The following is a 20,860-nucleotide window of genomic DNA, read 5'->3' as shown; positions in this document are numbered from 1 at the left end:
CCGGTGACCGACTACCGACTGGCGGAACGTGTACGGTCGAGAACCTTAACAGGGGTGCGAACCAACAGTTCGGTGTGCACAGGTCGCGGCTCCTCCTCGGTATCGCCGCCGTCTTCGCCGGGCTAACGGCGTCGCTGGCCATCCTCGGATTCGTCTACAACCTCTTCCTGCTCGTGTTCGCGGTGCCGTTCGCCATCACCACGGCGATACTCTGGTACCACGCCACGGGGCGACTCGCCAGGAAGGTCCGGGAGGGCGAGTTCCAGGAGCGCCGCCAGCGCGGCTTCGGGCCGGACCCGCGCACCGCCGACACGCGGGCACGCGAGGGAGCGGGCCGGCGGGCGTCCGGCGGTGCGGCCGAACGCGGCCGCGAGCGGGCCGAAGAGTGGGCGCGCCAGCGGGCGCGTGGCGGCGCGGGCGAGCGACAGCGCGCGAGTCGGCGAGGACGACGCACCTACGCCGGCAACTCGGGCGGTCCGAGCGCGGCCGAAGCCTACAGCATCCTCGACGTCGACCCGGAAGCCGACGAGGAGTCGGTCCGGCAGGCGTACCGCGAGAAGGTGAAGACCGTCCACCCCGACCGCGAGGACGGCAGCGAGGAGGCGTTCAAGCGCGTGAACAGCGCGTACGAGCGCCTCCAGGACGACCGCTGACCACTGGGAACGAAACGCTACTGCCGGATTATCATCTGCTGTACTCATCGGCTGGATTTATTACAGATGGTGCGAAACGTCTCGACCAACGGATATGTCGCCAGCAACTCCTTTCGCCGACGTCGGTCCCCGTCTGCGGTTCTCGCGGCTCTCGGTCGCCCTCCCGGGAAACGACGGGGGTGACGGCGGTCGATGAGGTCGAACCTGTCGTCGTCCGGACTCGTCGTCGCGCTGGTCGTCGCCCTCGTCGTGGGGGGGACGCTCCCGACGGCCGTCGTCGACGGCAAGAGCGCGTCGATGCCCGACGTTGAGGGAGACCGTGGGGACGTCATCTCCATCACCGTCAGCTCGAATCAGAAGTCGACCGTCAACATAGGCGGTCCGAACAAGGGGTTCTGGGTACAGGTACAGGGCTTCAAGGGGAAGGCGACGATAAAACTGAACACGTACGAGGCGGACAACGAGAGCGCCGTCATCGTGTCCGGCCCGGGGGAAGTGAAACAACCCACCATGACCGGTCCCCTCGATGCAGGCAACTATCGCATGAACGTGACGGCCGACGGAACCCCGCTGGACGTCGGTCAGTTGACCATCCGGAAGCGCACGACGCGCGGGGCGGAGACGTTCGTCATGCCGTCGGCGGTCGAGATGGGGGACGTCGATTCGGTAGCGGACCTGCGCAAGAACATCGTCCAGCCGAAAGACCACTCCATCGCGCGCGGTGACCGGTTCGTCCTCGCACTCAACGCCTCCGGTGTCACCGGGTTCATCGATTCGTTCGGCGACACCGAAGGCGTCTCGTTGACCTTCCGCGAGACCAACAACGAACGGAACACGACGCCGAACGAGTTCAGTGCGGACGACATCTCGTCGAAGCGCACGTTCGTCGACGAGGAGAACGACGTGACGTACTTCGTCCTCGACACCACCGGTCGTGGTATCGAACCGGGCGACAGGTACGACGTGACGTTCGCGCTCGACGGGTCGAACCCGCTGATCGAAGAGAACGAGGAGGAGTCCGCGACGACGACGTTCGAAGTCGTCAGACGGCGGGCGAGCATCGACCACGTCGGCGCCTCCGTCGTCGTCGAGAAGGGCGAGACGACCATCACGGGGACGACGACCCTCGCACCGGGGAGCACGATGAAACTGAGCGCGTACAAGTACGGCTCGAACAACTTCGTCCTCGGGCCGACGGAGGTGACGGTCGGGGCGAACCACACGTTCGGCACGACGTTCGACTTCGGCGACGTCCGTCGCGGGACGGGGTTCACGTTCGAACTGATCGGTCCGAACGGGAGCGTCGAGAAGTCCGTTCCGGGCGTCGTCGCACCGCAGCAGCGGCGAACGACGATGACGACCACGACCACCACGACCACGACGACCACGACCAGTACGACCGTCACGACCACGAACGTTACCGCGTCGACCACCGGGAACGCGACGACCACGACGAACGGGACCGCCACGCCGACCGCGACGCCCGTCTCGACCGCGCCGCCGATAACCGCCGGAACCGTCTCCGAGGGCGGCCTTCCGGGGTTCGAGGCCGGTACGGCGCTGGTCGCGCTGGTCGCCGCGGCGGTGTTGCTCGTCCGGCGGTCGAACTAACTGTCCGATAGTTTTTATACGATGATTGAGGACGTGATTACGAACGCGCCGCTCCCGAACCGACGATGATACGCCAGATGGACCAGTCCGAGTTCGCCGCGTTCGTCGCCGCCCTCTGGGAGCGGCAGGGCTGGCGAACGCAGGTCACCGAGAAGTCCGGGAAGTCCTTCGTCGCCCTGCAGCGCGAGGACGCCGAGGGACTCATCTGGGCGACGCCGGGGAGCGGCGACGGCGTCAGCGGCAAGGCGCTCCAGCAGTTCGTCACGCTCCGCGAGCAGTACGGCCTCGACGAGGGCGCGGTCGTCACCGCGGGGCGGTTCACCGACGACGCCGAACGCATCGCGGACCAGGCGGGCATCGAACTCGTGGACGGCGAGAAGCTCCGGACCATCGTCGAGGCGCGCGAACTCCACGACCTCGTCCGGGAGCACGCCGACGGGGCGGCCGCCGGCGACGACGGGACCGAAGACGACGCGACGACCGACGACGCGGACGACGAGGGGCCGCTCGACCGTCTCCCGGCGGTTCCGGCGAAAGCCGTCGGCGGCGTGGTCGTCGCGTTGCTCGCGGTCGTCGCGGCCGTCGTCGTCGGGCCGACCATCCTCGGCACGGGCGGCGAGGTCCAGGAGACGGCGTTCGACGTCTCGGCGGCGTCGTCGGTGTCGGGCGACGAGGCCGCGACGCTCCAGGTGGCGTGGAACGCGAAGGCGACCACCGAACTCCGTCCGGGGAACGACACCGTCTACCGACCGCGCTCGGGCCAACAGTTCGTCCTCGTCGAGATGAACGTCACGAACGCCGGCGACGGGACGGTCGGACTCCGCCAGCGCGGCTTCCTGCTCCGCGCGAACGGCACGACTCACGGCCACCAGCCGCTGTCGAACGCCAGCGGCTTCGACCCCACCGTGCTCGGTCCCGGCGAGTCGACCACCGTCTGGACCGTCTTCTCCGTCGGCGAGTCGACGACGAAGGCGACGCTCGTCGCCAACGAGGCGGTGTACGGCGACGTGGGTGTGCAGTTCGACCGCGACGCGAACATCTCGGTCGCCGTATAGGGAGCCCTCGGGAGCCGTACGTACCGATTTCGTCCCGTTCGCGGCCGTAACGCGGGCAAGGTTTTTGCCCTGGCGGACCTAAACCGCGCGCATGAGCGCTGACCGTGCCCCCCTGCAACGCGCGCTCGAACGCGGGGAGCAGGAGGGCGGTAGCGTGGAGTTCAAAGAGCGACTCACGAGAGAAATTCACCTGTCGGAGGGGCGCATGGAGAGCCTCGCCGCGCAACTGCGGCATCGCGTCCTCTCGGGCGACGGGGAGGCGACCTACGTCGTCGGCGTCACGGACGACGGCGGCCTCGCGGGCATCGACCCCGAGGCGTTCTCCGAGTCGATGGACGTTCTCTCCCTGCTCGCCGAGGAGGCGGGCGCACACATAGAGGACGTCCAGACGTGGGGCATCGACGCCGAGACTACGAACACCCGCGCGACGACCCGCGAGGAGAGCGACGGACTCGTCGGCGTCGCCACCATCCGCGAGGGCGCGGTGCTCGAAACCGACAGCGAACACATCGTCGTCGGGACGGCCGGCCACGTCGACCACGGAAAGTCGACTCTGGTGGGAAGCCTCGTCACGGGACAGCCCGACGACGGCGAGGGCGGGACGCGGGGGTACCTCGACGTGCAACCCCACGAGGTCGAACGCGGGCTGAGCGCCGACCTCTCCTACGCCGTCTACGGCTTCGGCGAGGACGACCCGGTCCGGATGGACAATCCGCATCGCAAGACCGACCGCGCCCGGGTCGTCGAGGAGAGCGACCGCCTGGTCTCGTTCGTCGACACGGTCGGCCACGAGCCGTGGCTGCGGACGACGATTCGCGGTCTCGTCGGCCAGAAACTCGACTACGGCCTGCTCACCGTCGCCGCCGACGACGGGCCGACGAAGACGACGCGGGAACACCTGGGCATCCTGCTGGCGACCGACCTGCCGACCATCGTCGCCATCACGAAGACGGACCTCGTCGACGACGACCGGGTGACGGAGGTCGAACGCGAGGTCGAGCGCCTGCTGCGCGACGTGGGCAAGACGCCGCTGCGCGTGGAACGTCACGGTATCGACGTCGCCATCGAGGAGATCAGCGAGGAGGTCGTCCCCGTGCTGACGACCAGCGCCGTGACGATGGAGGGACTGGACGACCTGGACGCGATGTTCGAGCGGTTGCCGAAGACGACCGCCGACAGCGGCCAGTTCCGGATGTACGTCGACCGCACCTACAGCGTCACCGGCGTCGGCGCGGTCGCCAGCGGCACCATCAACTCGGGGTCGGTCGAGGCGGGGGACGAACTCCTGCTCGGACCGATGGCCGACGGCACGTTCCGCGAGGTGGAGGTGCGCTCCATCGAGATGCACTACCACCGCGTCGACGAGGCGAAGGCCGGCCGCATCGTCGGCATCGCGCTCAAGGGGATCAGGGAGGCCGACATCGAGCGCGGGATGGTGCTGCTCCCGAGCGACGCCGACCCGACGCCCGTCCGCGAGTTCGAGGCCGAGGTGATGGTGCTCAACCACCCGACGCGCATCGGCACGGGATACGAACCCGTCGTCCACCTCGAGACGATAAGCGAGGCCGCCGTCTTCGAACCGGAGGGCGGCCACCTGCTCCCCGGCGACCGCGGGACCACGACGGTCCGGTTCAAGTTCCACCCCTACCTCGTCGAGACGGGCCAGCGGTTCGTCTTCCGCGAGGGCCAGAGCAAGGGCGTCGGCACCGTGACCGACGTGACTCCCGTCGAGTAGGCTCTCTTCCCCGGCGTTCGCGTCGCCGCGTTTCTCCCGACGCTCCCGAGCGGCCCAGCCGCGTCTTCGTCGACTTCAGGCGTCGAGCCACGGCGGGTCGCCCAGCGGTCGCAGCGTCTCGAACGCGAAGGGCGGTTCGGGCTCCGGGACGACCGACGGGTCGGCGGGCACCCAGACCGACCGGAGGCCGGCGGCGTCTGCCCCCGCGACGTCGCTGTCGAGCGAGTTGCCGACGTGGACCGCCCGGTCGGGCGTCGACCCGAGTTCGGCGAGCGCGCGCTCGAACGGTTCCGGTTCGGGCTTCACGGGGGCGTCGTGGCCCGCGAACACGACCGCGTCGACGCGGTCGTCGATGCCGAGCGCCGCCATCTTCGTGCGCTGCATCTCCGGTGCGCCGTTGGTGACGACGCCGACGGCGTGGTCGCGGGCGAGCGCTTCGAGCGTCTCGGACGCGCCCGGGCAGAACCGGACGCGAGTGGTCGCGCACGTCGGCGCACGTGTCGGCGACCGCCCGGCCCGTCTCCGCGCCGTGCCCGCGCTCCGCGGCGATGGCGGCGAAGCAGTTCGCCCGCAGTTCCGCGATGGTCTCCCCGACAGTCAGGAACTCGTCGTACCGGGCGTGGTAGTCCGAAAGCTCGAAGAAGGGTTCGACGCCGCACCGGTCGAACGACTCCGCGAGCACCTCGCGGGAGTCTTGCTCGTACTCGCAGAGCGTGTCGTCCAGGTCGAACAGCACGTGTCGACGCTCGTCGCTCGCCGGTACGGACAGAACCGACAAAAACCGGGCGTCGCGGAACGTCCCGTCGCACCGACGAACGCTCGGACGCGGGCCCCGGTCCGGCTACGCCCGCCGATAGCCGTCGTCGGTTCGCTCCGCGAGGTCCAGCAGGACCGCCCACTCCAGCACGTTCTCGACGCGCTCGCGCCACACGTCCTCGACGCGACTCGGGTCCTTGTGGTGTTCCCAGGTCGGAATCTCGTCGCGGAACCGCTCGAACGCCTCGTTCGCGTCGAGCGGACCGTCGGCGAGCAGGTCGAGCAGCCGCTCCGCACCGTAGACGCGCGCCTCGAACGACGCCGCCAGCGCGTCGCGCTCCGGGTCGCGGCGCGTGCGAGCGAACCCCGTCCGGGTCTCCTCGGCGAGTTCCAGCGCCCGCAGGAAGGTGAGCCACGTCCGGGCCGCGTCCCGGCTGTCGAAGCCGACCCGGTCCATCAGGCGCGCACAGCAGTCGTCCTCGCTCCCGGGCACCAGCGGGACGGCGCGCTGGGCGTCCGCGACGAATTCGAGGTCCGCGGGCGGTTCGGGGACGAGTTTGAACCTCACAGCCCGAAGCTCTCGGCCAGCAGTTCCTCGTCGGTCGCGCCGAGGACGTGCGTCGGGCCGCCGACCACGTCGACGGTCACCTTCGCCGGGGCGAACACGCTCGCCGGAATCTCCTCGAACTCCCAGTCGGCGTCGTCGAAGAACTGCTCGAACGGCGTGCCGTACTCCTCGGCGGCGGTCGAGGGCAGTTCGTCGAACCTGTCGAACTCCTCGCGCACGGTGAGGTGGGCGCGACCGCCGTACGCCAGCGCGTCGTTCGTCCGGCCGATGGCGGTCTCGTCGTCACCGGCGACGGGCGCGACCGGCGCGGACCCCGAGACGGAGACGATGTCGAGCGGGTCGTAACCGAGTTCGGTGAGGCGGAAGGCCGCGAGTTCGCCGACCCGCGACGCGACGTTGACGCTCCCGGTGAGGCTGGCGGTCGAGAACGTCGGGAGGAAGACGGACCCCGTCTCGACGCCCGTGAGGTCGGCCACGTGCTCGGCGACCTCGTCGCCCGGCAGTTCGTCGGACTCGACGGCCAGCACGGCGAACTCGAAGGTGTCGGTGTAGCCGACGCGCTGGAACTCCTCCTCCTCGGCGACCAGCGCGCGGGCCGGGCCGCTACCCAGTCCCTCGAACCCCTCGACGCCGAGTTCCCAGCCCGCCTTCTGGGAGCACAGCAGCGCCAGCGCGGGGTGGTCGGTCGAGAGTTCGACGTACTGGAGCGGCGCGCCCGCCACCTCGTCCATCCGGGTCTGGACCGTGGCCAGGCCCGCGGTCTGGAGTTCCGCGAGCAGGAGGCCGGCCTCGACGCCGCCGTCCGTCTCCACGCCGAAATCGAGCACCGTCGCCTCCGAGTCGAGTTCGTAGGCGGCGACGTTCAGTTCCTCAGCGAAGTCGATGGCCTCGTCGACGAGTTCGAGGGCCATCCGGTTGAGACTCTCCATGCGTCCGGATTGGGCGTCGCACGGTAAACCGTTTGCCAGTCCTCCCGCTCGCGGCGCACCTCGCGACCGAATCTTCGACGGTGCTGGCTTTCCCCGGGGCGCGACCCGCGCCCTCACCCGTCGCAGGACCGTCGACGTTCGCTGCGGGACGACCGGGTCGAGCGACGGAGCCGACGCCGGGAACCCGTCGTCCTCCGAAGCGACGGGTCAAAGTCGTCCGCGCGCGAACCGGGGGACATGAAACTCGTCGAAGCGCTGGGGGCCGACGGCGGCGTCGTCTCCGTCGTCGGCGCGGGCGGAAAGAAGACGACGCTGTACGCGCTCGCGGAGCGGACGGACAGGGCAGTGGTCACCGCGACGGTCCGGATTCCGATATTCGACGAGCGCGTCGCCGACGTCGTCGTGACGGACGCTCCCCGCACGGCGGTCGAGGACGCGACGGCGTGGCCGCTCGGCGTCGTCCCCGAACGGGAGCGGACGGACCGATATCGCGGGTACGACCCGGCGACCGTCACCGCGCTCGGCGACGACTCTCCCGCCGACGTCGTCCTCGTGAAGGCGGACGGCGCGCGGACCCGCTTGCTCAAGGCCCCGGACCGGAACGAACCCCAGATTCCGGCGGGCACCGACACCGTCGTTCCCATCGCGAGCGCGCGGGTCGTCGGGAAGCCCCTCGACGCCGAGCACGTCCACCGGCCGGAACTGGTCGCGGAACTGACCGGGCGGGAGGAGGGAGAGACGATTCGGCCCGTCGACGTCGCGACCGTCCTGGCGAGCGAGCGGGGCGGTCGCAAGCGCGTCCCCGGCGGTGCGACCGTCGTGCCCGTCGTGAACATGGTCGACGACACTGACCTGGAAGCGACCGGTCGCGAAGTAGCGCGAGCGGTGCTGGAACGGGCGGACGTTCCCCGGGTCGTCCTCGCCCGTATGGTCGCGCCGGAACCGGTCGTCGCCGTCGTGGACTAGAAGCGAGCCGCCGCCGCCTCGAACTCCTCGCGCGTGTTGACGTTCTCGAAGCTGTCGAGGCCGCCGTGCTCGCGCACCTCGTCTTCGCCGACGACGACGTAGTCCAGGTCGAACAGCGGCTCGATTATCTTGTGCTCGCCGCGGTCGAGCGCGGCGTCGCACGCCGCCGCCATCGGTTCGGCACGGTAGACCGCGTGCGTCGTCTGGAACCACTGGTCGTCGAGTTGCGGGACGGCGGCGTCGTGACCGCTCGCCCGGTCGAAAAGGTACTCGACCAGTTCCCGGTTCACGAACGGCATGTCGCAGGCGACGACGAACGCGTAGGTCTCGTCGACCGCGTGGAGGCCCGTCCGGATACCGGCCATCGGCCCCCGGTCCGGCTCGTCGTCCTCGGCGAACCGGACCGGTCGCTCGTACCCCGAAAGCGCCGTGCGCAGCGAGTCCGTCTGCTCGCGTCGACAGTTGACGACCAGTTCGTCGACCGCGCTCTCGAGTTCGTCGGCGACCCGGCGAATCATCGGAACGCCGGCGAGTTCGGCGACGGCCTTGTCCCCTTCTCCGAAGCGAGTCGACTGTCCGCCCGCCACGACGAGTCCGGCAGCCATGCTCCGGGATACGTCGTCGCCGCCAAAGTAAGCCGCGCTCGCTCTCGACGGCGGGGACGGCGTCCGCGATGCTCTCGCGTCGTCAGTCGTCGCCCGCCAGGGTGTCCGAGTCGGAGTCCGACCGACCGCCGGCCAGTTCGTCGGGCGACGTCGGCTCCCGGTCGGGGTCCGCTCCGAGCGGCCGGACCTGGACGTTCGTCACCTTGTACTGGGGAATCTTGCTCGTCGGGTCGAACTCCTCCTTGGTCAACATGTTGACGGCACCGTGGACGAAGTGCATCGGGATGAACAGCACGTCCGGCCCCGACGTCTCCTCGACGTTCGCCTTCACCACGATGTCGCCCTGCTCGGACTCGACGTTGACGTACTCCCCGTCCGCGACGCCGAGTCGCTCGGCCGCGTCCGGGTGGACGGTGACGAAGCTCTCGGGGACGTGTCGCATCGACGTCTGTACCCGGCGGGTCATCGACCCGGTGTGCCAGTGGTAGAGCACGCGCCCGGTGGTGAGCGTGAACGGATACTCCTCGGTGGGGGCCGGCATCTTCTCGTCGGGCAGTTCGGACGGGACGAACCGCGCCTTCCCGTCGTCGAAGTTGAACTCGTCCTCGTAGAGGTACGGCGTCCCGGGGTGGTCCTCGTCCCAGCACGGCCACTGGAGACCGTCCTCCTTCTCCTCCAGGCGTTCGTGGGTGACGCCGCCGTAGATGGGCGCGAGTTCGTTTATCTCGTCCATCACGTCGGCGGGGCTCCCGTAGTCCCAGTCGACGCCGAGTCGACCGGCGAGGTCCTGCAGGATGGCGGCGTCCGTGCGAGCCTCGCCCGGGGACTCGACGGCCGGCCGGACGAGTTGCACCCGCCGTTCGGTGTTCGTGATGGTGCCGTACTTCTCGGCGAGCGAGGCCGCCGGCAACACCACGTCCGCGTGTTCGGCCGTCTCGGTCATGAACAGCTCCTGGACGACGAGGAAGTCGAGCGCCTCCAGCGCCTCGCCGGCGTGTTCGAGGTCCGGTTCGGAGACCGCGGGGTTCTCGCCGACGATGTACATCCCGTGCAGGTCGGTGTTGTCGGGGGTGTACCCCTCTTCGGCGCTCGGGTCGTCGGTGCCGCGCTCCTGCTCGTCGGCGGACTCGTCCCCGCCGTACGCGTCGTCACCCTCCCCGCCGGAGACGGTCTCCTCGACGTTCGGGATGGCGCTGAACATCTCGGTGATGCGGAGACCGACCTCGTCCGGTGGACGGACGCCCCACGCCTCCTCGAACTTGTCGAGCACGTCGTCGTCGTCGACGGGCTGGTAGCCCGGGAGGTTGTTCGGAATCGGCCCCATGTCGCCGCCGCCGCCCTGCACGTTGTTCTGGCCCCGGAACGGCGACAGCCCGGAGCGCGGCTTGCCGAGGTGGCCACAGAGCAGCGCCAGGTTGGCGATGGCGAGCGCGTTGCGCGTTCCGTGTGCGTGCTGGGTCAGCCCCATCGCCCAGCCGTAGACGCAGGTGTCCGCCTTCGCGATGGTCTCGGCCGCGTCCTTCAGTTCCGACGGCGGAACGTCCGTCGCCTCCTCGACGACCTCGGGCGTGTACCGCTCGACGGACTCCTTCAGTTCGTCGAAGTGCCTGGTGCGTTCGTCGACGAACTCCTCGTCGTGGAGGCCCTCCTCGATGATGTGGCGCATCATCCCGTTGAGCCAGGCGATGTCCGCGCCGGGCTTCGTCCGACTGTACTGGTCGGCGTGCTCCGCGATGGTCGTCTCCCGCGGGTCGAACACGAACAGGTCAGCGCCGTCGCGGACGTTCTGGACGATGCGGGTCGCCAGCACGGGGTGGCTCTCGGTCGTGTTCGACCCGGTGATGAGATAGCAGTCGGTCTCGCCGACGTCCTCGTTGATGCGGTTCGTCATCGCGCCGTAGCCCACGGTCTCCTTCAGCGCGGCGACGGTCGAGGAGTGACAGAGCCGCGTGCAGTTGTCCACGTGCGGCGTCCCCAGCACCTGCCGGGCGAACTTCTGGGCGAGGAAGTTCTCCTCGTTGGTCGCCTTGGAGGAGGACGTGACCGCCAGCGAATCCTCGCCGTGCTCGTCGCGGATTTCGGTCAGTCGGTCGGCGACGCGGTCCAGCGCCTCGTCCCACGACGCCTCGCGGAACTCTCCGTCCTCCCTGACGAGCGGCGTCGTCAGTCGCTCGTCTGAGTCGACGAAGTCGTAGCCGAACTTCCCTTTCACGCAGGTCGAGAAGTCGTTCGCGGGCGTCTCCTCGGGGTCGGCCGGCCGGACCCCCAGCACCTCCTCGCCCTTCCCGTACAGCTTGAACCGGCAGCCGACGCCGCAGTAGGTGCAGGTCGTGTCGGCCACCTTCAGGTCGCGCTTTCGACCCCTGCTGACGACCTCCGCTGCGTCGAACATCTGCCCGACGGTGAGCGACTCCTCGGCGAGCCCCTCCGCGGTGTGCTCGACGGTTTCGAGCGTCTTGCCGGTGGCCTCCTTCGACAGCTCCGACGCCCGACGCTTGGCCTTCTGCATGAACGCCGCGACGCCGGACTTCTCCTCCGCGTCGGCCCGGACCGAACCGCTCTCGCTTTTCATCTTCGGCACGTTGCGGTTCGGCGCCTCGGCCGTGTCGGCCGTCTCGACGGGCTCGCTCTCCCGTACCGTCCCGATGGAGTTCTTCTGGGTGAAGCCGGGGAGCGGGATGGTCGTCGCGTCCGTGAGCCCCTCCTCGACGAGCGACCCCGTCGGACAGACGGTGACGCAGTGGCCGCACGAGATGCAGGTCGACTCCTCCATCGTCTCGGCCTCGGGCTTCTGGAAGTCGATGTGGACGTCGTCGCCCTTCCCCGACATCCGGAGGACGCCCGCGTTCTGGACGTCGTTGCACGCCTCGACGCAGCGATTGCAGAGGATGCACTTGTTGCGGTCGATCTGGATGACCGACGTGTCGTCGAGGGGCGCGTACGCGTCGCGGTCGTCGAACACGCCGTACCGCGGCTCGTTCACGCCGTGCTCGATGGCGGTGTCCTGAAGCTCACAGCGGCCGTTCTGTCCGCAGGTCGTACACCGCAGGTTGTGGTTCGCGAGGACGAGGTCGAGGTTGACGTCCCGCGCCTCCTCCGCGTCGGTCGCGTCGGTCTTCACGTCGAGGCCGTCCTCGGCCGGGAAGCTGCAGGCCGGGACGACGCCGTACTCGTCGGTCTCGACCATGCAGGTCCGACACGTGCCGCGCGGTCCGACGTTCTCGGCCTGCTCGGTGTCGCGCTCGTAGTAACACAGCGCCGGGACGTCGGACTCGGTGTCCAGCGTCTCGATGGCGTCGATGAGCGTCGACCCCGGTGCGACGGCGACGGGTTCGTCGTCGACCGTCACCGTCGTCATGCCGTCGTCGTCGGCAGACCCGACGTCGGGGTCGTTGGCCGTTCCCGTGCGGAAGTCCTCGGTCAGCGGCGTGCTCGACCGGGGGTCGTCTACGTTCGGGACGCCGGGCGTCGCTTCTGTGGGACTGTGCTCGGTCGGTCCGGGGGAATCCTCCTTGCTCATTGCTGGGTCACCTCGCAGACGCCGCTGGGACAACGGCCGTCGGCGTGCGCCTCGAACTCGGTCTCGAACCGGTCGAGCGCCGTCCCGACGGTTCGAGCGGCCGACTGCCCGAAGTAGCAGAGGCTCGAACTCCCCATCGAGCGGGTCAGTTCGCGTATCATGTCGTCCTCGTACCTGCCGTCGTAGACGTCGCGCAGGAGGTCGAGGAGCTGTTTCGACCCCTCGCGGCAGGGGAAACAGCGGCCACAGTTCTCCTCGCTGGCGAACCGCACGCGCTTGCCGGTGGTCGCTACCGGACAGCGGCTATCGTCGAACAGTTCGACCACGCCCTCGGTGCCGAGGTCCGCGTTCGTCAGGGCGAGCGAACTCGCCCCGTGGTCGAGCGACCGGGTGAGGCCGCCGAACTGGCCGCCCACGCACGCCATCTTGACCCGCCCCTCCGCGTCGACGGCGTCGCGGACGTCGGCCAGCGAGCCGCCGGTCGGCAGTTCGACGGTCGCCGCCGTCTCGACGTCGCCGGTCACGGTGAACACCCGCGTTCCGGGGTCGGCGTCGCTGGCGTCGAACGCGTCCGGGTCGAGCAGCGCCCGCCGAATCTGGGCGAACGTCCTGGGCGTGTGCACGACCGTCGGTCGACCGTACAGTCCGTGCCGGGCGGGGCCGGGCGGGCGCAGGCGCGCTTCCAGCCGGTCGTTCCCCTCCAGCGCTTCGAGCGCCATGGTGTGCTCTCCGGCGATGTACTCGTCGGGCCCGGCGACGACCTGCGGGGCGTCCGTGTCGCCGTCGCCCGTCTCGTCGTCGAGCGCGTCGACGACGGCGCGGGCCGTACCGCGCGTTCGGCTCCGTGCAAGGTCGTCGGCCTCGTTCGTGTACACGACGACGTCGCCCGGGTCGGCGCCGACGATGGCGGCGACGGCCAGCGCTCCGTCGAGCACCGTCGCCGGCGCTCCGCCGAGCAGCGTGCGGTCGGTCTCGTTGCGGCGGTCGCTCTCGTTGGCGTTCACGACCACGACCGGGTCGCCCGGCGTCTCGCGCACGGTCTCTATGTCGTCGGCCACGGCGGTGTCCTGGCTCGCGTCGGCCCGGCCGCGCCCGCGGACCCCGACGTCGTCGAGTCGCCCGAGCGCCGCGTCCGGGTCGCCGCGCGCGAGCGCCGCGGCCTCCGCGGTGGCGTCGCCGCCCTCCGGGTCGGTCCACCCACAGCCGCCGAGAACGCGTCGGGTGCCGACCGCGAGCGGTCCGTCCGGCGGCGTCGGCAGCGTCTCGGCGTCGGGGTCGTGCTCGACGACCCACGCGGCGTCGTCCGCCCCGACGTCTCCCGATTCGGCACCCTCGACGAGCGCCCGCGTCCGCTCGGGCGACGGACGAGGGTGGTACGCCGTCCGTCCCTCGTCGGTAACGAGAACGAGCGGTTCGAGCGCGCGAGCGCCGGTCGAACCCACTTCGAGCACGGCCGCCGACGAGGCGGCGGACCGCGCGGCTTCGAAAATCCGTCGCCCCCGCTCCACGGCGGGCGTCTCTCCGTCAGCGGCCTCGTCGCTCGGAGATTCGCCGCGGCCGACCGTGACGCGGACGACGGGCGAATCGCTCGTGGAACCGTCCGTCCTGACCATTGACCTTCTAATTACTGAGAGCGCCGGAAAGCGTTGTGGCCTCTTCGAGCCTCGGTGACGTGTTCGAGGGACGGCGGGGCGCGTCCGTCGTGGGTGGTTCTCAGACCGGGTCCGTGCCGGGTTCGCGCTCGGGGTTCGGGCCGCCGTCGCGTTCTTCGTCCGAGCGCTGCTCCGCGCGTCGATACGACCGTGCCAGGGGTGCCCGTTCGCGCCACGCCCGGAACGCCGCTCCGCCGATTGCCACGACCAGGAGGGTCGCCACGGCGAGGGTTCTGACGCGGGTCGACCGCGTGCGTTCTTCGCTCACACGCGCCCTTGTCCTCGATAGCGGATATGGATTCGGGCCGGAACGTCCGCCCGTGCACTCTTGTCGGAACCGTCCGTAGGGGACGAACGTGACCCAGACTCGCGACCACGTACTCCGGGTCGACCTCTCGACCGGAACCGTCCGCCGCGAACGGGTACCGGAGCGGTGGCGGCGACGGTTTCTCGGGGGCAAGGGTCTCGGTGCCCGCTATCTGTACGAGGAACTCGACGCGGGAACCGACCCGCTGGGACCGAACAACGTGCTCGGGTTCGTGCTCGGTCCGCTCTCGGGGTATCTCCCCGGAGAGACACGGTACGCCGCGGTCACGAAATCGCCGCTGACCGGCGGCTTCCTCGACTCCTACGCCGGCGGGAGCTTCCCCGCCCGCCTCGCTGGCGCCCTCCCGAACTGTCTCGGACTGCTCGTCACGGGGCGCGCCGACGCGCCCGTCGCGATTCGAGTGCGTGACGGCGACGCCACGGTCGTCTCCGCCGCCGACCTCGCCGGCGGTGACGCCGAGGAGGTGGCGGCGGCGTTTCCCGACCACGCGGTCGCGTGCGTCGGTCCGGCGGGCGAAGCGACGGTCAGGTACGCGACCATCGCGTCCGACGGCGGCGACCACCACGCCGGTCGGGGCGGCGCGGGAGCCGTGATGGGTGCCAAGAACCTGAAGGCGGTCGCGGTGCGCGGCGCCCCGATAGAACCGACCGGGGACCTCGCGCGGCTCCGCGAGGAGTACGCCGAGACGTACCGTGAACACGACACCGGCCGGTGGCTGGCCGCAGGGGCGACCATCGAGAGCCTCGACTTCGCCGACGAGACCGGTCTGCTCGCGGCGCGGGGGTGGCAGACCACGGAGTTCGACGGGAGCGAGGCAATCGGCATCGAGGCCGCCAAGGAGGCGGCCGTCGAGCGAGAGTACGCCGACGGCGACCGTCCCGGCGGGTTCCGCGTCGAGACCGACGACGGGGAGACCGTTCCGCGCGGCGCGACCGCGATGACGCTGGGCGCCGGCCTCGGTATCGACGACTTCGACGACGTCGCGTCGCTGGGTGCCCGCTGCGACCGCCTCGGAATGGACGTCATCAGCGCCGGCAACGCCGTCGCCTGGGCGATTCGCGCCGCCGACGCCGGGCACGTCGACCTCGACGTGTCGTTCGGCGATGCCGACGCGGCGACGGCACTGCTGGAACGCATCGCCACCCGCGAGGATCCGGTCGCGGACGCGCTAGCCGACGGCGTCGCCGTCGCCGCCGACCGGTACGGCGGCGACGAGTTCCTGCCCACCGTGAAGTCGATGGCCGTGCCGTCCTACGACCCGCGGCGCGCCGGCAGCATGGCGCTGGCCTACGCGACCAGCGACCGCGGCGGCTGTCACCGCCGCGCGCGACCGTTCGAGGAGGAGGTCTTCGAGGGCGAGTGGTCGCTCGAAAAGCAGGTCGGGGCGGTCACGACCGCACAGGACGTCCGGTCGGTGCTCTGGAGCCTCCCGGCGGACGACTTCCTCGGCGAGACGTTCGACGACCTGGGCGCCGAGTGGCTGACCGCCCTCGGCCGGGAGTACGACCCCGACGACCTGTATCGACTCGGCGAGCGGGTCTGGACGCTCGTCCGACTGTTCAACGTCCGGGAGGGGTTCGACAGGACGGACGACGACCTTCCGGTCACCTTCCGAGAGCCGCTCCCCACCGGCGAGGGTGGCCGCATCGACCCCGACGACTTCGAGCGGGCGCTCGACCGGTACTACGCCGCCAGGGGGTGGGGACCGAACGGCCGCCCGCTCGCCGAGACGCTCGCCCGACTCGACCTGGACGACGTCGTCGACGACCGGACTCCCCTCGACGACCCCGGCACGTCACCGGTTCGGTGAGTCGCGGGCGCGACGAGCGGCTCGCCACGAACCGAGTCGGTTCACCGAAGCTGCATCTGCTCGGCGCGCTCGGCGGCGAGTTCGGTAATCTCCTCGACGGTGCTGTCGGAGCGGTCCGCGAGCACCCGGAGCATCATCCCCAACTGGACGGTGGCCGTCTCCCGTAGCTCCTCGTCCTCGACGTCGTTCCCGAAGTAGTACTCGTGCTGACCGTCCTCGCGAACGAGTCCGGCGTACACCGAGACGAGTTCGTCCCCGGTGACCGCTTCGGCAGCCCGTTCCTGAAGCTCCTCGAACTGGGGGTCTTCCATCGTCCCGGAGAACGGAACGGCGCTCCCTCAACCCTTCGATGGCCGCCGTCGGCGCGCAGTCTCGTCGCGCGAGGTCGTCGCGTTCCCCGCTCGCTGGTGCGGACCGCGACGCGGAAGTATTAGTTGCTGGACCTCGCACGGTCGACCGATGACGCGAATCCGGTCGATTGCGTTCCTCGTCGCCGTTCTCGTCGTCGCGCTCGTACTGGGACGGTACGTGCGGCGGGACGCGCCGGCCCTCGAACCGCCGTTCTGAGACGGCGACTCCTCGAGTCCCGTCGCCACGGACGGTCGATTCGCATCGGGGACGGGTCGACGGCCGCGATCGGCATCGACGAGGGGATTCTACGGAACCGGCGGCGGTCGCTCCTGCTCACCTCACCGCTCGCGCTTCGCTTCCCGCCCCAGTTCGCGTTCGACGGCGTCCACCTTCTCGCGGGCGCGTTCGTCGGTCGTCCGCTTGTCGTCTATCTTCAGGAAGGTGCTCACCCGGTCCGCGTCGACGGCCTTGTGGGCGGCGGCGACGGCGTCGAGCAGCGTGTCGACGTCGTCGGCTTCGACGACGGTCCCCATGGGGTTCGTCTCGTAGGAGACGTCGAACTCGTCGAGGGCGGCCACGGCCTCCGCGACCTCCTCGGCCATGCTGTCTTCGACGACCGGCGCGACGCTCAGCAGTGCGATGACTGTCATGGTCCGACCTCGTGTCTCCGACGGCCTAACTCTACGGGCTCCGAAACCCGAACGGTTTTTCCGTCGCGCTTCGACCTCCGGACATGGACGCGTTCGGAGAGGCCGCAGTGGCGGCCTGCGAGGCGGCGGGCGAGTATCTCGTCGCCGAGTTCGAGCGAGCCGAGACGACCGCCGACTACGGCCCCAGGGACGTGAAAGCCGAGGCGGACCGCGGGGCCGAACGCCGGGCGCTCGACGTTCTCACGACCGCGTATCCCGACCACGCGGTCTACGCCGAGGAGTCCGGCGAACGGGACGGCGACGCTCCGTACCGCTGGATAGTCGACCCGCTGGACGGGACGAACAACTTCTGTGCGGGCATCCCCTACTTCGGCACCGCGGTCGCGCTCCTCCACGAGGGCGACCCCGTGCTCGGCGTGGTCCACGACCCGCTTCACGACGACACCTACGTCGCGCGCCGCGGCGAGGGCGCGACCTACGACGGCGGCCCGGCCCGCGCCGACAGCGACGTGCCGCTCGACGGCGCGACGGTGGCGTTCGTCGTCGGCCTCGACGCGGTCGAGGACGCGGACCTGCGAGCCCGCAGCGAGGAGCTGAAGGGCGCGCTCGCCGGCCGGTGCAAGCGAGTGTGGGAGAGCTGGGCGCCCGCGCTCGACTGGGGACTGCTCGCCCGGGGCGACATCGAGGCGGTCGTCGCCTTCCACCCCGACGCCATCGAGCAACACGCCGGCTGGCTGCTGGCGGCGGAGAGCGGCGCGCACTGCCACCGCGAGGGCGACCTGTTCGTCGCCGCCGGGAGCGAGGCGTCGCTCGACGGCCTGTGTGACGCGCTGACGTGAGTACGTCGACACTGGTTCGGTCGGGGCGGGAGCGACCGCCGCGAGCGGCCGGTAGCGGGTCGGACGACGAGCGTCGCGCGGCGACCAACTATGCTAGGGACGGGGATTAAGCGCGAGTGTCGTCCTGTGATACCATATGTCATCCCAACAGGGGCGCGACGAAAACAGCCTCGCACGGGAGATGGGACTGTTCGGCGCGATGAGTACTGTCGTCGCGGGGACGCTCGGGGCCGGACTGTTCGTCACGCTCGGGACGGCCAGCAGCACGACCGGCCCGAGCGTCATCCTCGTGGTCGTGCTGTCGGGCATCCTCGCGATGAGCATCGCGGTGAACTACAGCTGGATGGCGACCATCTTCCCGGCCGCCGCGGGGTCGTACGCCTACGTCTCCCGGACGTTCGACAGTCGGCTGCCGGGCTTCCTCGTGACGTGGTCGAAGTGGCTCGGGTACATGGCCGCCGACGCGGTGCTCGCGCTCGGCTTCGGTAGCTATCTCCAGGTGTTCTATCCGGCCGTCGACCCGAAGATAGCCGGATTCGCGCTGTTGACCGTCCTCTTTCTCGTCAACATCGTCGGCACGAAGGAGTACAGCGTCAGCCAGAACGCCATCTTCGCCGTGCTGATGCTGGCCATCCTCGTGCTCGTCATCCCCGGGTCGTTCAGCGTCGACCCGGCGAACTACCAGCCGTTCTTCACGGGCGGGTTCGACGGGTTCGTCGCCGCCGCCGTCCCGCTGTTCTACGCGTACATCGGCATCGCCGTCGCGGGCCAGATGGGGGCGGAGGTGAAAAACCCCTCCCGGAACCTCCCGCTGGCGATGGTCGGCGGGACGTTCGTGCTCATCGTCCTCTACATCTGGACCGCCGCCGTCATCTACGGCGTCGTCGGCGACTACACCGTGCTGGCGAACTCCGACCGGCCGCTGGCGACCGCGGCGGAGGCGTTCCTCGGCGACAGCGCCACCGCCGTCGTCGCGTTCGGCGGACTGCTCGCCACCGCCTCCAGCGTCCACGCCGTGATGGCCGCCGGCATCAAGATGCCGTACTCGTGGTCCTGGGACGAGGTGTTCCCGAAGCAGTTCTCGGCCACCAACGACCGGTTCGGCACGCCGCACTGGTCGCTGCTGACGCTGTACGTCGTCGCCGCGGGACTGACGTTCTGGAGCACGGGACTGAGCCAGGCGCTGGCCATCGCCACGTTCAGCTACCTCATCGCCTACTGTGCGGTGTCGGTGACACTGCTGTACGTGCGCTGGAACCGCTCGGACCTCGTCGAACAGGCCGGCTTCGACTACGGCTGGCTCACCCCCGTGACGGGCGTCGTCGGCGGCCTCGGCGCCGCGGGACTCCTGACCGAGGCGTACAAGGGGTCGCTGAGCATCTACGTCCCGTGGCTCGCCGTCGGCGTCGTCGTCTTCTCCGTCTACTGGTATCTCGGCCAGCAGCGCGGGACCGACGTCGGTGCCATCCTCGACACGCTGCCGGGCGTCGCGAGCGACGAGCGCGAGGACCCGACCGTCCGGGGAGGTCCCTCGGATGACTGACGGGGCCGCGACGGACGAGGGATCCGCGGTCGGGGGCGGGGCAGGAGCGGTCGCGGACGCCGTCGACGCCGACGAGACTATCGACCTCCTGCAGGAGATGGTCCGCATCCCCTCGCCGTACTTCGAGGAGCACGACCTCGCGGAGTTCGTCTACGAGTGGCTCGACGCCCGCGACCTCGACCCGGAGTACCACCACGTCAGCGAGCCGGACATCACGGAGTACGAGGGCGACAACGTCGTCGCGCGACTGGAGGGGAGCGACCCCGACGCGGCGACCGTGCTCCTCAACGCCCACATGGACACCGTGAAACTCGTCGAGGACTGGGAGGAAGACCCCTGCTCGGGTCGCATCGAGGACGGCAAACTGTACGGCCAGGGGGCCTGCGACATGAAGGGCGGCCTCGCGGCGGTCATGGTCGCGTTCGACGCGCTGGCCGACGCCGACCTCGCGGGCGACGTGGTGCTGACCGCCGTGGTGGACGAGGAGGGGCCGTACGGCCTCGGCACCGACCGGCTCATCCGGGACGGCCGCGTCGAGGACTGCGACGCCGCCGTCGTCACCGAACCGGGACCCATCCTCGCCCAGGAGGACGTCGACAACCCCGCGCTTCTGCTCGGGGCCCGGGGCCGATTCCTCTACGACGTCGAGGTCCGCGGTCGCGCCGCGCACGGCTCACAGCCAAACGAGGGCGTCAACGCGGTCGTGGACGCCGGGCGCGTCGCGGAGGCGCTCTCGGAGATGGACGTCGGCTCGCATCCGAAACTCGGCGACGGCTCCGTCTGCCCACTCATGCTGGAGGGCGGTAGCCAGACGCTCTCGGTGCCCGAGCGCGCCCGCCTGATGGTCGACCGTCACGTCGTCCCCGGCGAGGACGAGGACCTGGTGCGCGAGCAGGCCGAGGCCGCGATAGCGTCCCTCGACGTCGAGAGCGAGGTCGAGGTCGGCTTCAGGGAGGCTCCCGACCCCGGTATCGTCTACGGACCCTACGTCACCGACCCGGACCACGCGCTCGTCGGCGCGCTCGCGGACGCGACGCGCTCGGTCGCGGGCGCCGACCCCGAGTACGGCTACTTCGCCAGCGTCGGCGACTTCAACTACCTCGGTCACCGCGCCGAGTTGCCGACCGTCATCGTCGGCCCGGACGGCGAGAACATCCACGGCGCGGGCGAGTTCGTCTACACCGACGAGGTGGTCGAGACCGCCCGCATCGTCGCCGAGGGGGCCCGGCGGTTCGTGGGCTGAGCGGGACCGACCCGTCTCGGCCTCACGCCTTTACTTCTCCGCGCGA

Annotated in this window: 18 protein-coding genes; 9 read left to right on the top strand and 9 right to left on the bottom strand. The window is 70.0% G+C overall.

Annotation, left to right across the window (positions count from 1 at the left end; translation table 11 throughout):
- Window positions 1-74: 74 nt before the first annotated feature.
- From ACTF4R_RS09860 to ACTF4R_RS09845, 4 genes are all read left to right on the top strand, one after another.
- Window positions 75-653, top strand: a complete 579-nt coding sequence (locus tag ACTF4R_RS09860; RefSeq protein ID WP_440007677.1) for a J domain-containing protein — start codon at window positions 75-77, stop codon at window positions 651-653.
- Window positions 654-845: 192 nt separating this feature from the next.
- Window positions 846-2,264, top strand: coding sequence for a BGTF surface domain-containing protein (locus tag ACTF4R_RS09855; RefSeq protein ID WP_440007676.1), 1,419 nt, complete (start codon window positions 846-848; stop codon window positions 2,262-2,264).
- 65 nt (window positions 2,265-2,329) lie between these two features.
- On the top strand, window positions 2,330-3,319 hold the full coding sequence (locus ACTF4R_RS09850) for a restriction endonuclease (RefSeq protein ID WP_440007675.1): 990 nt from the start codon (window positions 2,330-2,332) through the stop codon (window positions 3,317-3,319).
- A gap of 91 nt (window positions 3,320-3,410) precedes the next feature.
- Window positions 3,411-5,054, top strand: coding sequence for a GTPBP1 family GTP-binding protein (locus ACTF4R_RS09845; protein WP_440007674.1), 1,644 nt, complete (start codon window positions 3,411-3,413; stop codon window positions 5,052-5,054).
- 75 nt (window positions 5,055-5,129) lie between these two features.
- Here the strand turns inward: ACTF4R_RS09845 and ACTF4R_RS09840 are convergent, their stop codons facing one another.
- The 3 genes from ACTF4R_RS09840 to mch all read right to left on the bottom strand — a co-directional run bounded on the left by ACTF4R_RS09840 (window position 5,130) and on the right by mch (window position 7,307).
- Window positions 5,130-5,651 (bottom strand): HAD family hydrolase, encoded by a 522-nt coding sequence (locus ACTF4R_RS09840; protein ID WP_440007993.1) that lies wholly within the window; start codon window positions 5,649-5,651, stop codon window positions 5,130-5,132.
- A 244-nt stretch (window positions 5,652-5,895) separates the two neighbouring features.
- Complete coding sequence (locus tag ACTF4R_RS09835; protein WP_440007673.1) at window positions 5,896-6,378, bottom strand: double winged helix-containing putative transcriptional regulator; 483 nt, start codon at window positions 6,376-6,378, stop codon at window positions 5,896-5,898.
- Window positions 6,375-7,307, bottom strand: coding sequence for a methenyltetrahydromethanopterin cyclohydrolase (mch, locus tag ACTF4R_RS09830; RefSeq protein WP_440007672.1), 933 nt, complete (start codon window positions 7,305-7,307; stop codon window positions 6,375-6,377). The genes ACTF4R_RS09835 and mch overlap by 4 nt, the downstream gene beginning before the upstream one ends.
- 237 nt (window positions 7,308-7,544) lie before the next feature.
- On the opposite strand from mch, the gene yqeC reads away from it, so the two are divergent.
- Complete coding sequence (yqeC, locus tag ACTF4R_RS09825) at window positions 7,545-8,273, top strand: selenium cofactor biosynthesis protein YqeC (protein ID WP_440007671.1); 729 nt, start codon at window positions 7,545-7,547, stop codon at window positions 8,271-8,273.
- On the opposite strand, the gene ACTF4R_RS09820 is transcribed toward yqeC, so the two are convergent.
- From ACTF4R_RS09820 to ACTF4R_RS09805, 4 genes are all read right to left on the bottom strand, one after another.
- On the bottom strand, window positions 8,270-8,878 hold the full coding sequence (locus ACTF4R_RS09820) for a molybdenum cofactor guanylyltransferase (RefSeq protein WP_440007670.1): 609 nt from the start codon (window positions 8,876-8,878) through the stop codon (window positions 8,270-8,272). The two genes, yqeC and ACTF4R_RS09820, sit on opposite strands and share 4 nt — an antisense overlap.
- Window positions 8,879-8,960: 82 nt before the next feature.
- Window positions 8,961-12,398, bottom strand: coding sequence for a molybdopterin-dependent oxidoreductase (locus tag ACTF4R_RS09815; protein WP_440007669.1), 3,438 nt, complete (start codon window positions 12,396-12,398; stop codon window positions 8,961-8,963).
- A complete protein-coding gene (locus ACTF4R_RS09810) occupies window positions 12,395-14,011 on the bottom strand; it encodes an NADH-ubiquinone oxidoreductase-F iron-sulfur binding region domain-containing protein (protein WP_440007668.1) in 1,617 nt (538 codons plus the stop codon). Before ACTF4R_RS09810 ends, ACTF4R_RS09815 begins: the two co-directional genes overlap by 4 nt.
- 100 nt (window positions 14,012-14,111) lie before the next feature.
- Window positions 14,112-14,318 carry a hypothetical protein gene (locus ACTF4R_RS09805; protein ID WP_440007667.1) on the bottom strand — a complete coding sequence of 69 codons (207 nt, stop codon included), beginning with the start codon at window positions 14,316-14,318 and terminating at the stop codon, window positions 14,112-14,114.
- Between the two features lie 88 nt (window positions 14,319-14,406).
- On the opposite strand from ACTF4R_RS09805, the gene ACTF4R_RS09800 reads away from it, so the two are divergent.
- Entirely contained in the window at window positions 14,407-16,188 is a 1,782-nt protein-coding gene (locus ACTF4R_RS09800) for an aldehyde ferredoxin oxidoreductase family protein (protein WP_440007666.1), read from the top strand.
- A 41-nt stretch (window positions 16,189-16,229) separates the two neighbouring features.
- On the opposite strand, the gene ACTF4R_RS09795 is transcribed toward ACTF4R_RS09800, so the two are convergent.
- On the bottom strand, window positions 16,230-16,499 hold the full coding sequence (locus ACTF4R_RS09795) for a DUF8113 family protein (RefSeq protein WP_440007665.1): 270 nt from the start codon (window positions 16,497-16,499) through the stop codon (window positions 16,230-16,232).
- 378 nt (window positions 16,500-16,877) lie between these two features.
- On the bottom strand, window positions 16,878-17,189 hold the full coding sequence (locus ACTF4R_RS09790) for an MTH1187 family thiamine-binding protein (RefSeq protein WP_440007664.1): 312 nt from the start codon (window positions 17,187-17,189) through the stop codon (window positions 16,878-16,880).
- Window positions 17,190-17,272: 83 nt separating this feature from the next.
- On the opposite strand from ACTF4R_RS09790, the gene ACTF4R_RS09785 reads away from it, so the two are divergent.
- From ACTF4R_RS09785 to ACTF4R_RS09775, 3 genes are all read left to right on the top strand, one after another.
- Window positions 17,273-18,028, top strand: coding sequence for an inositol monophosphatase family protein (locus ACTF4R_RS09785; RefSeq protein WP_433624935.1), 756 nt, complete (start codon window positions 17,273-17,275; stop codon window positions 18,026-18,028).
- A gap of 136 nt (window positions 18,029-18,164) precedes the next feature.
- The gene (locus ACTF4R_RS09780) at window positions 18,165-19,571 is read left to right on the top strand and encodes an APC family permease (protein WP_440007663.1); all 1,407 of its coding nucleotides are present in this window, start codon (window positions 18,165-18,167) and stop codon (window positions 19,569-19,571) included.
- Window positions 19,564-20,814 carry a M20 family metallopeptidase gene (locus ACTF4R_RS09775; RefSeq protein WP_440007662.1) on the top strand — a complete coding sequence of 417 codons (1,251 nt, stop codon included), beginning with the start codon at window positions 19,564-19,566 and terminating at the stop codon, window positions 20,812-20,814. Before ACTF4R_RS09780 ends, ACTF4R_RS09775 begins: the two co-directional genes overlap by 8 nt.
- The last annotated feature ends 46 nt before the right edge of the window (window positions 20,815-20,860 follow it).

It is taken from the genome of Halomicrococcus pelagicus, from assembly GCF_051917725.1.
Taxonomy (GTDB): domain Archaea; phylum Halobacteriota; class Halobacteria; order Halobacteriales; family Haladaptataceae; genus Halomicrococcus.
This window is presented reverse-complemented; position numbering and strand designations above follow the sequence as displayed.

Bases quoted from the DNA above. Each gene is read 5' to 3' on its own strand.
- ACTF4R_RS09855 (WP_440007676.1), top strand. From the start codon at position 846: ATGAGGTCGAACCTGTCGTCGTCCGGACTCGTCGTCGCGCTGGTCGTC.
- ACTF4R_RS09850 (WP_440007675.1), top strand. From the start codon at position 2,330: ATGATACGCCAGATGGACCAGTCCGAGTTCGCCGCGTTCGTCGCCGCC.
- ACTF4R_RS09845 (WP_440007674.1), top strand. From the start codon at position 3,411: ATGAGCGCTGACCGTGCCCCCCTGCAACGCGCGCTCGAACGCGGGGAG.
- mch (WP_440007672.1), bottom strand. From the start codon at position 7,307: ATGGAGAGTCTCAACCGGATGGCCCTCGAACTCGTCGACGAGGCCATC.
- yqeC (WP_440007671.1), top strand. From the start codon at position 7,545: ATGAAACTCGTCGAAGCGCTGGGGGCCGACGGCGGCGTCGTCTCCGTC.
- ACTF4R_RS09820 (WP_440007670.1), bottom strand. From the start codon at position 8,878: ATGGCTGCCGGACTCGTCGTGGCGGGCGGACAGTCGACTCGCTTCGGA.
- ACTF4R_RS09815 (WP_440007669.1), bottom strand. From the start codon at position 12,398: ATGAGCAAGGAGGATTCCCCCGGACCGACCGAGCACAGTCCCACAGAA.
- ACTF4R_RS09810 (WP_440007668.1), bottom strand. From the start codon at position 14,011: ATGGTCAGGACGGACGGTTCCACGAGCGATTCGCCCGTCGTCCGCGTC.
- ACTF4R_RS09795 (WP_440007665.1), bottom strand. From the start codon at position 16,499: ATGGAAGACCCCCAGTTCGAGGAGCTTCAGGAACGGGCTGCCGAAGCG.
- ACTF4R_RS09790 (WP_440007664.1), bottom strand. From the start codon at position 17,189: ATGACAGTCATCGCACTGCTGAGCGTCGCGCCGGTCGTCGAAGACAGC.
- ACTF4R_RS09785 (WP_433624935.1), top strand. From the start codon at position 17,273: ATGGACGCGTTCGGAGAGGCCGCAGTGGCGGCCTGCGAGGCGGCGGGC.
- ACTF4R_RS09780 (WP_440007663.1), top strand. From the start codon at position 18,165: ATGTCATCCCAACAGGGGCGCGACGAAAACAGCCTCGCACGGGAGATG.
- ACTF4R_RS09775 (WP_440007662.1), top strand. From the start codon at position 19,564: ATGACTGACGGGGCCGCGACGGACGAGGGATCCGCGGTCGGGGGCGGG.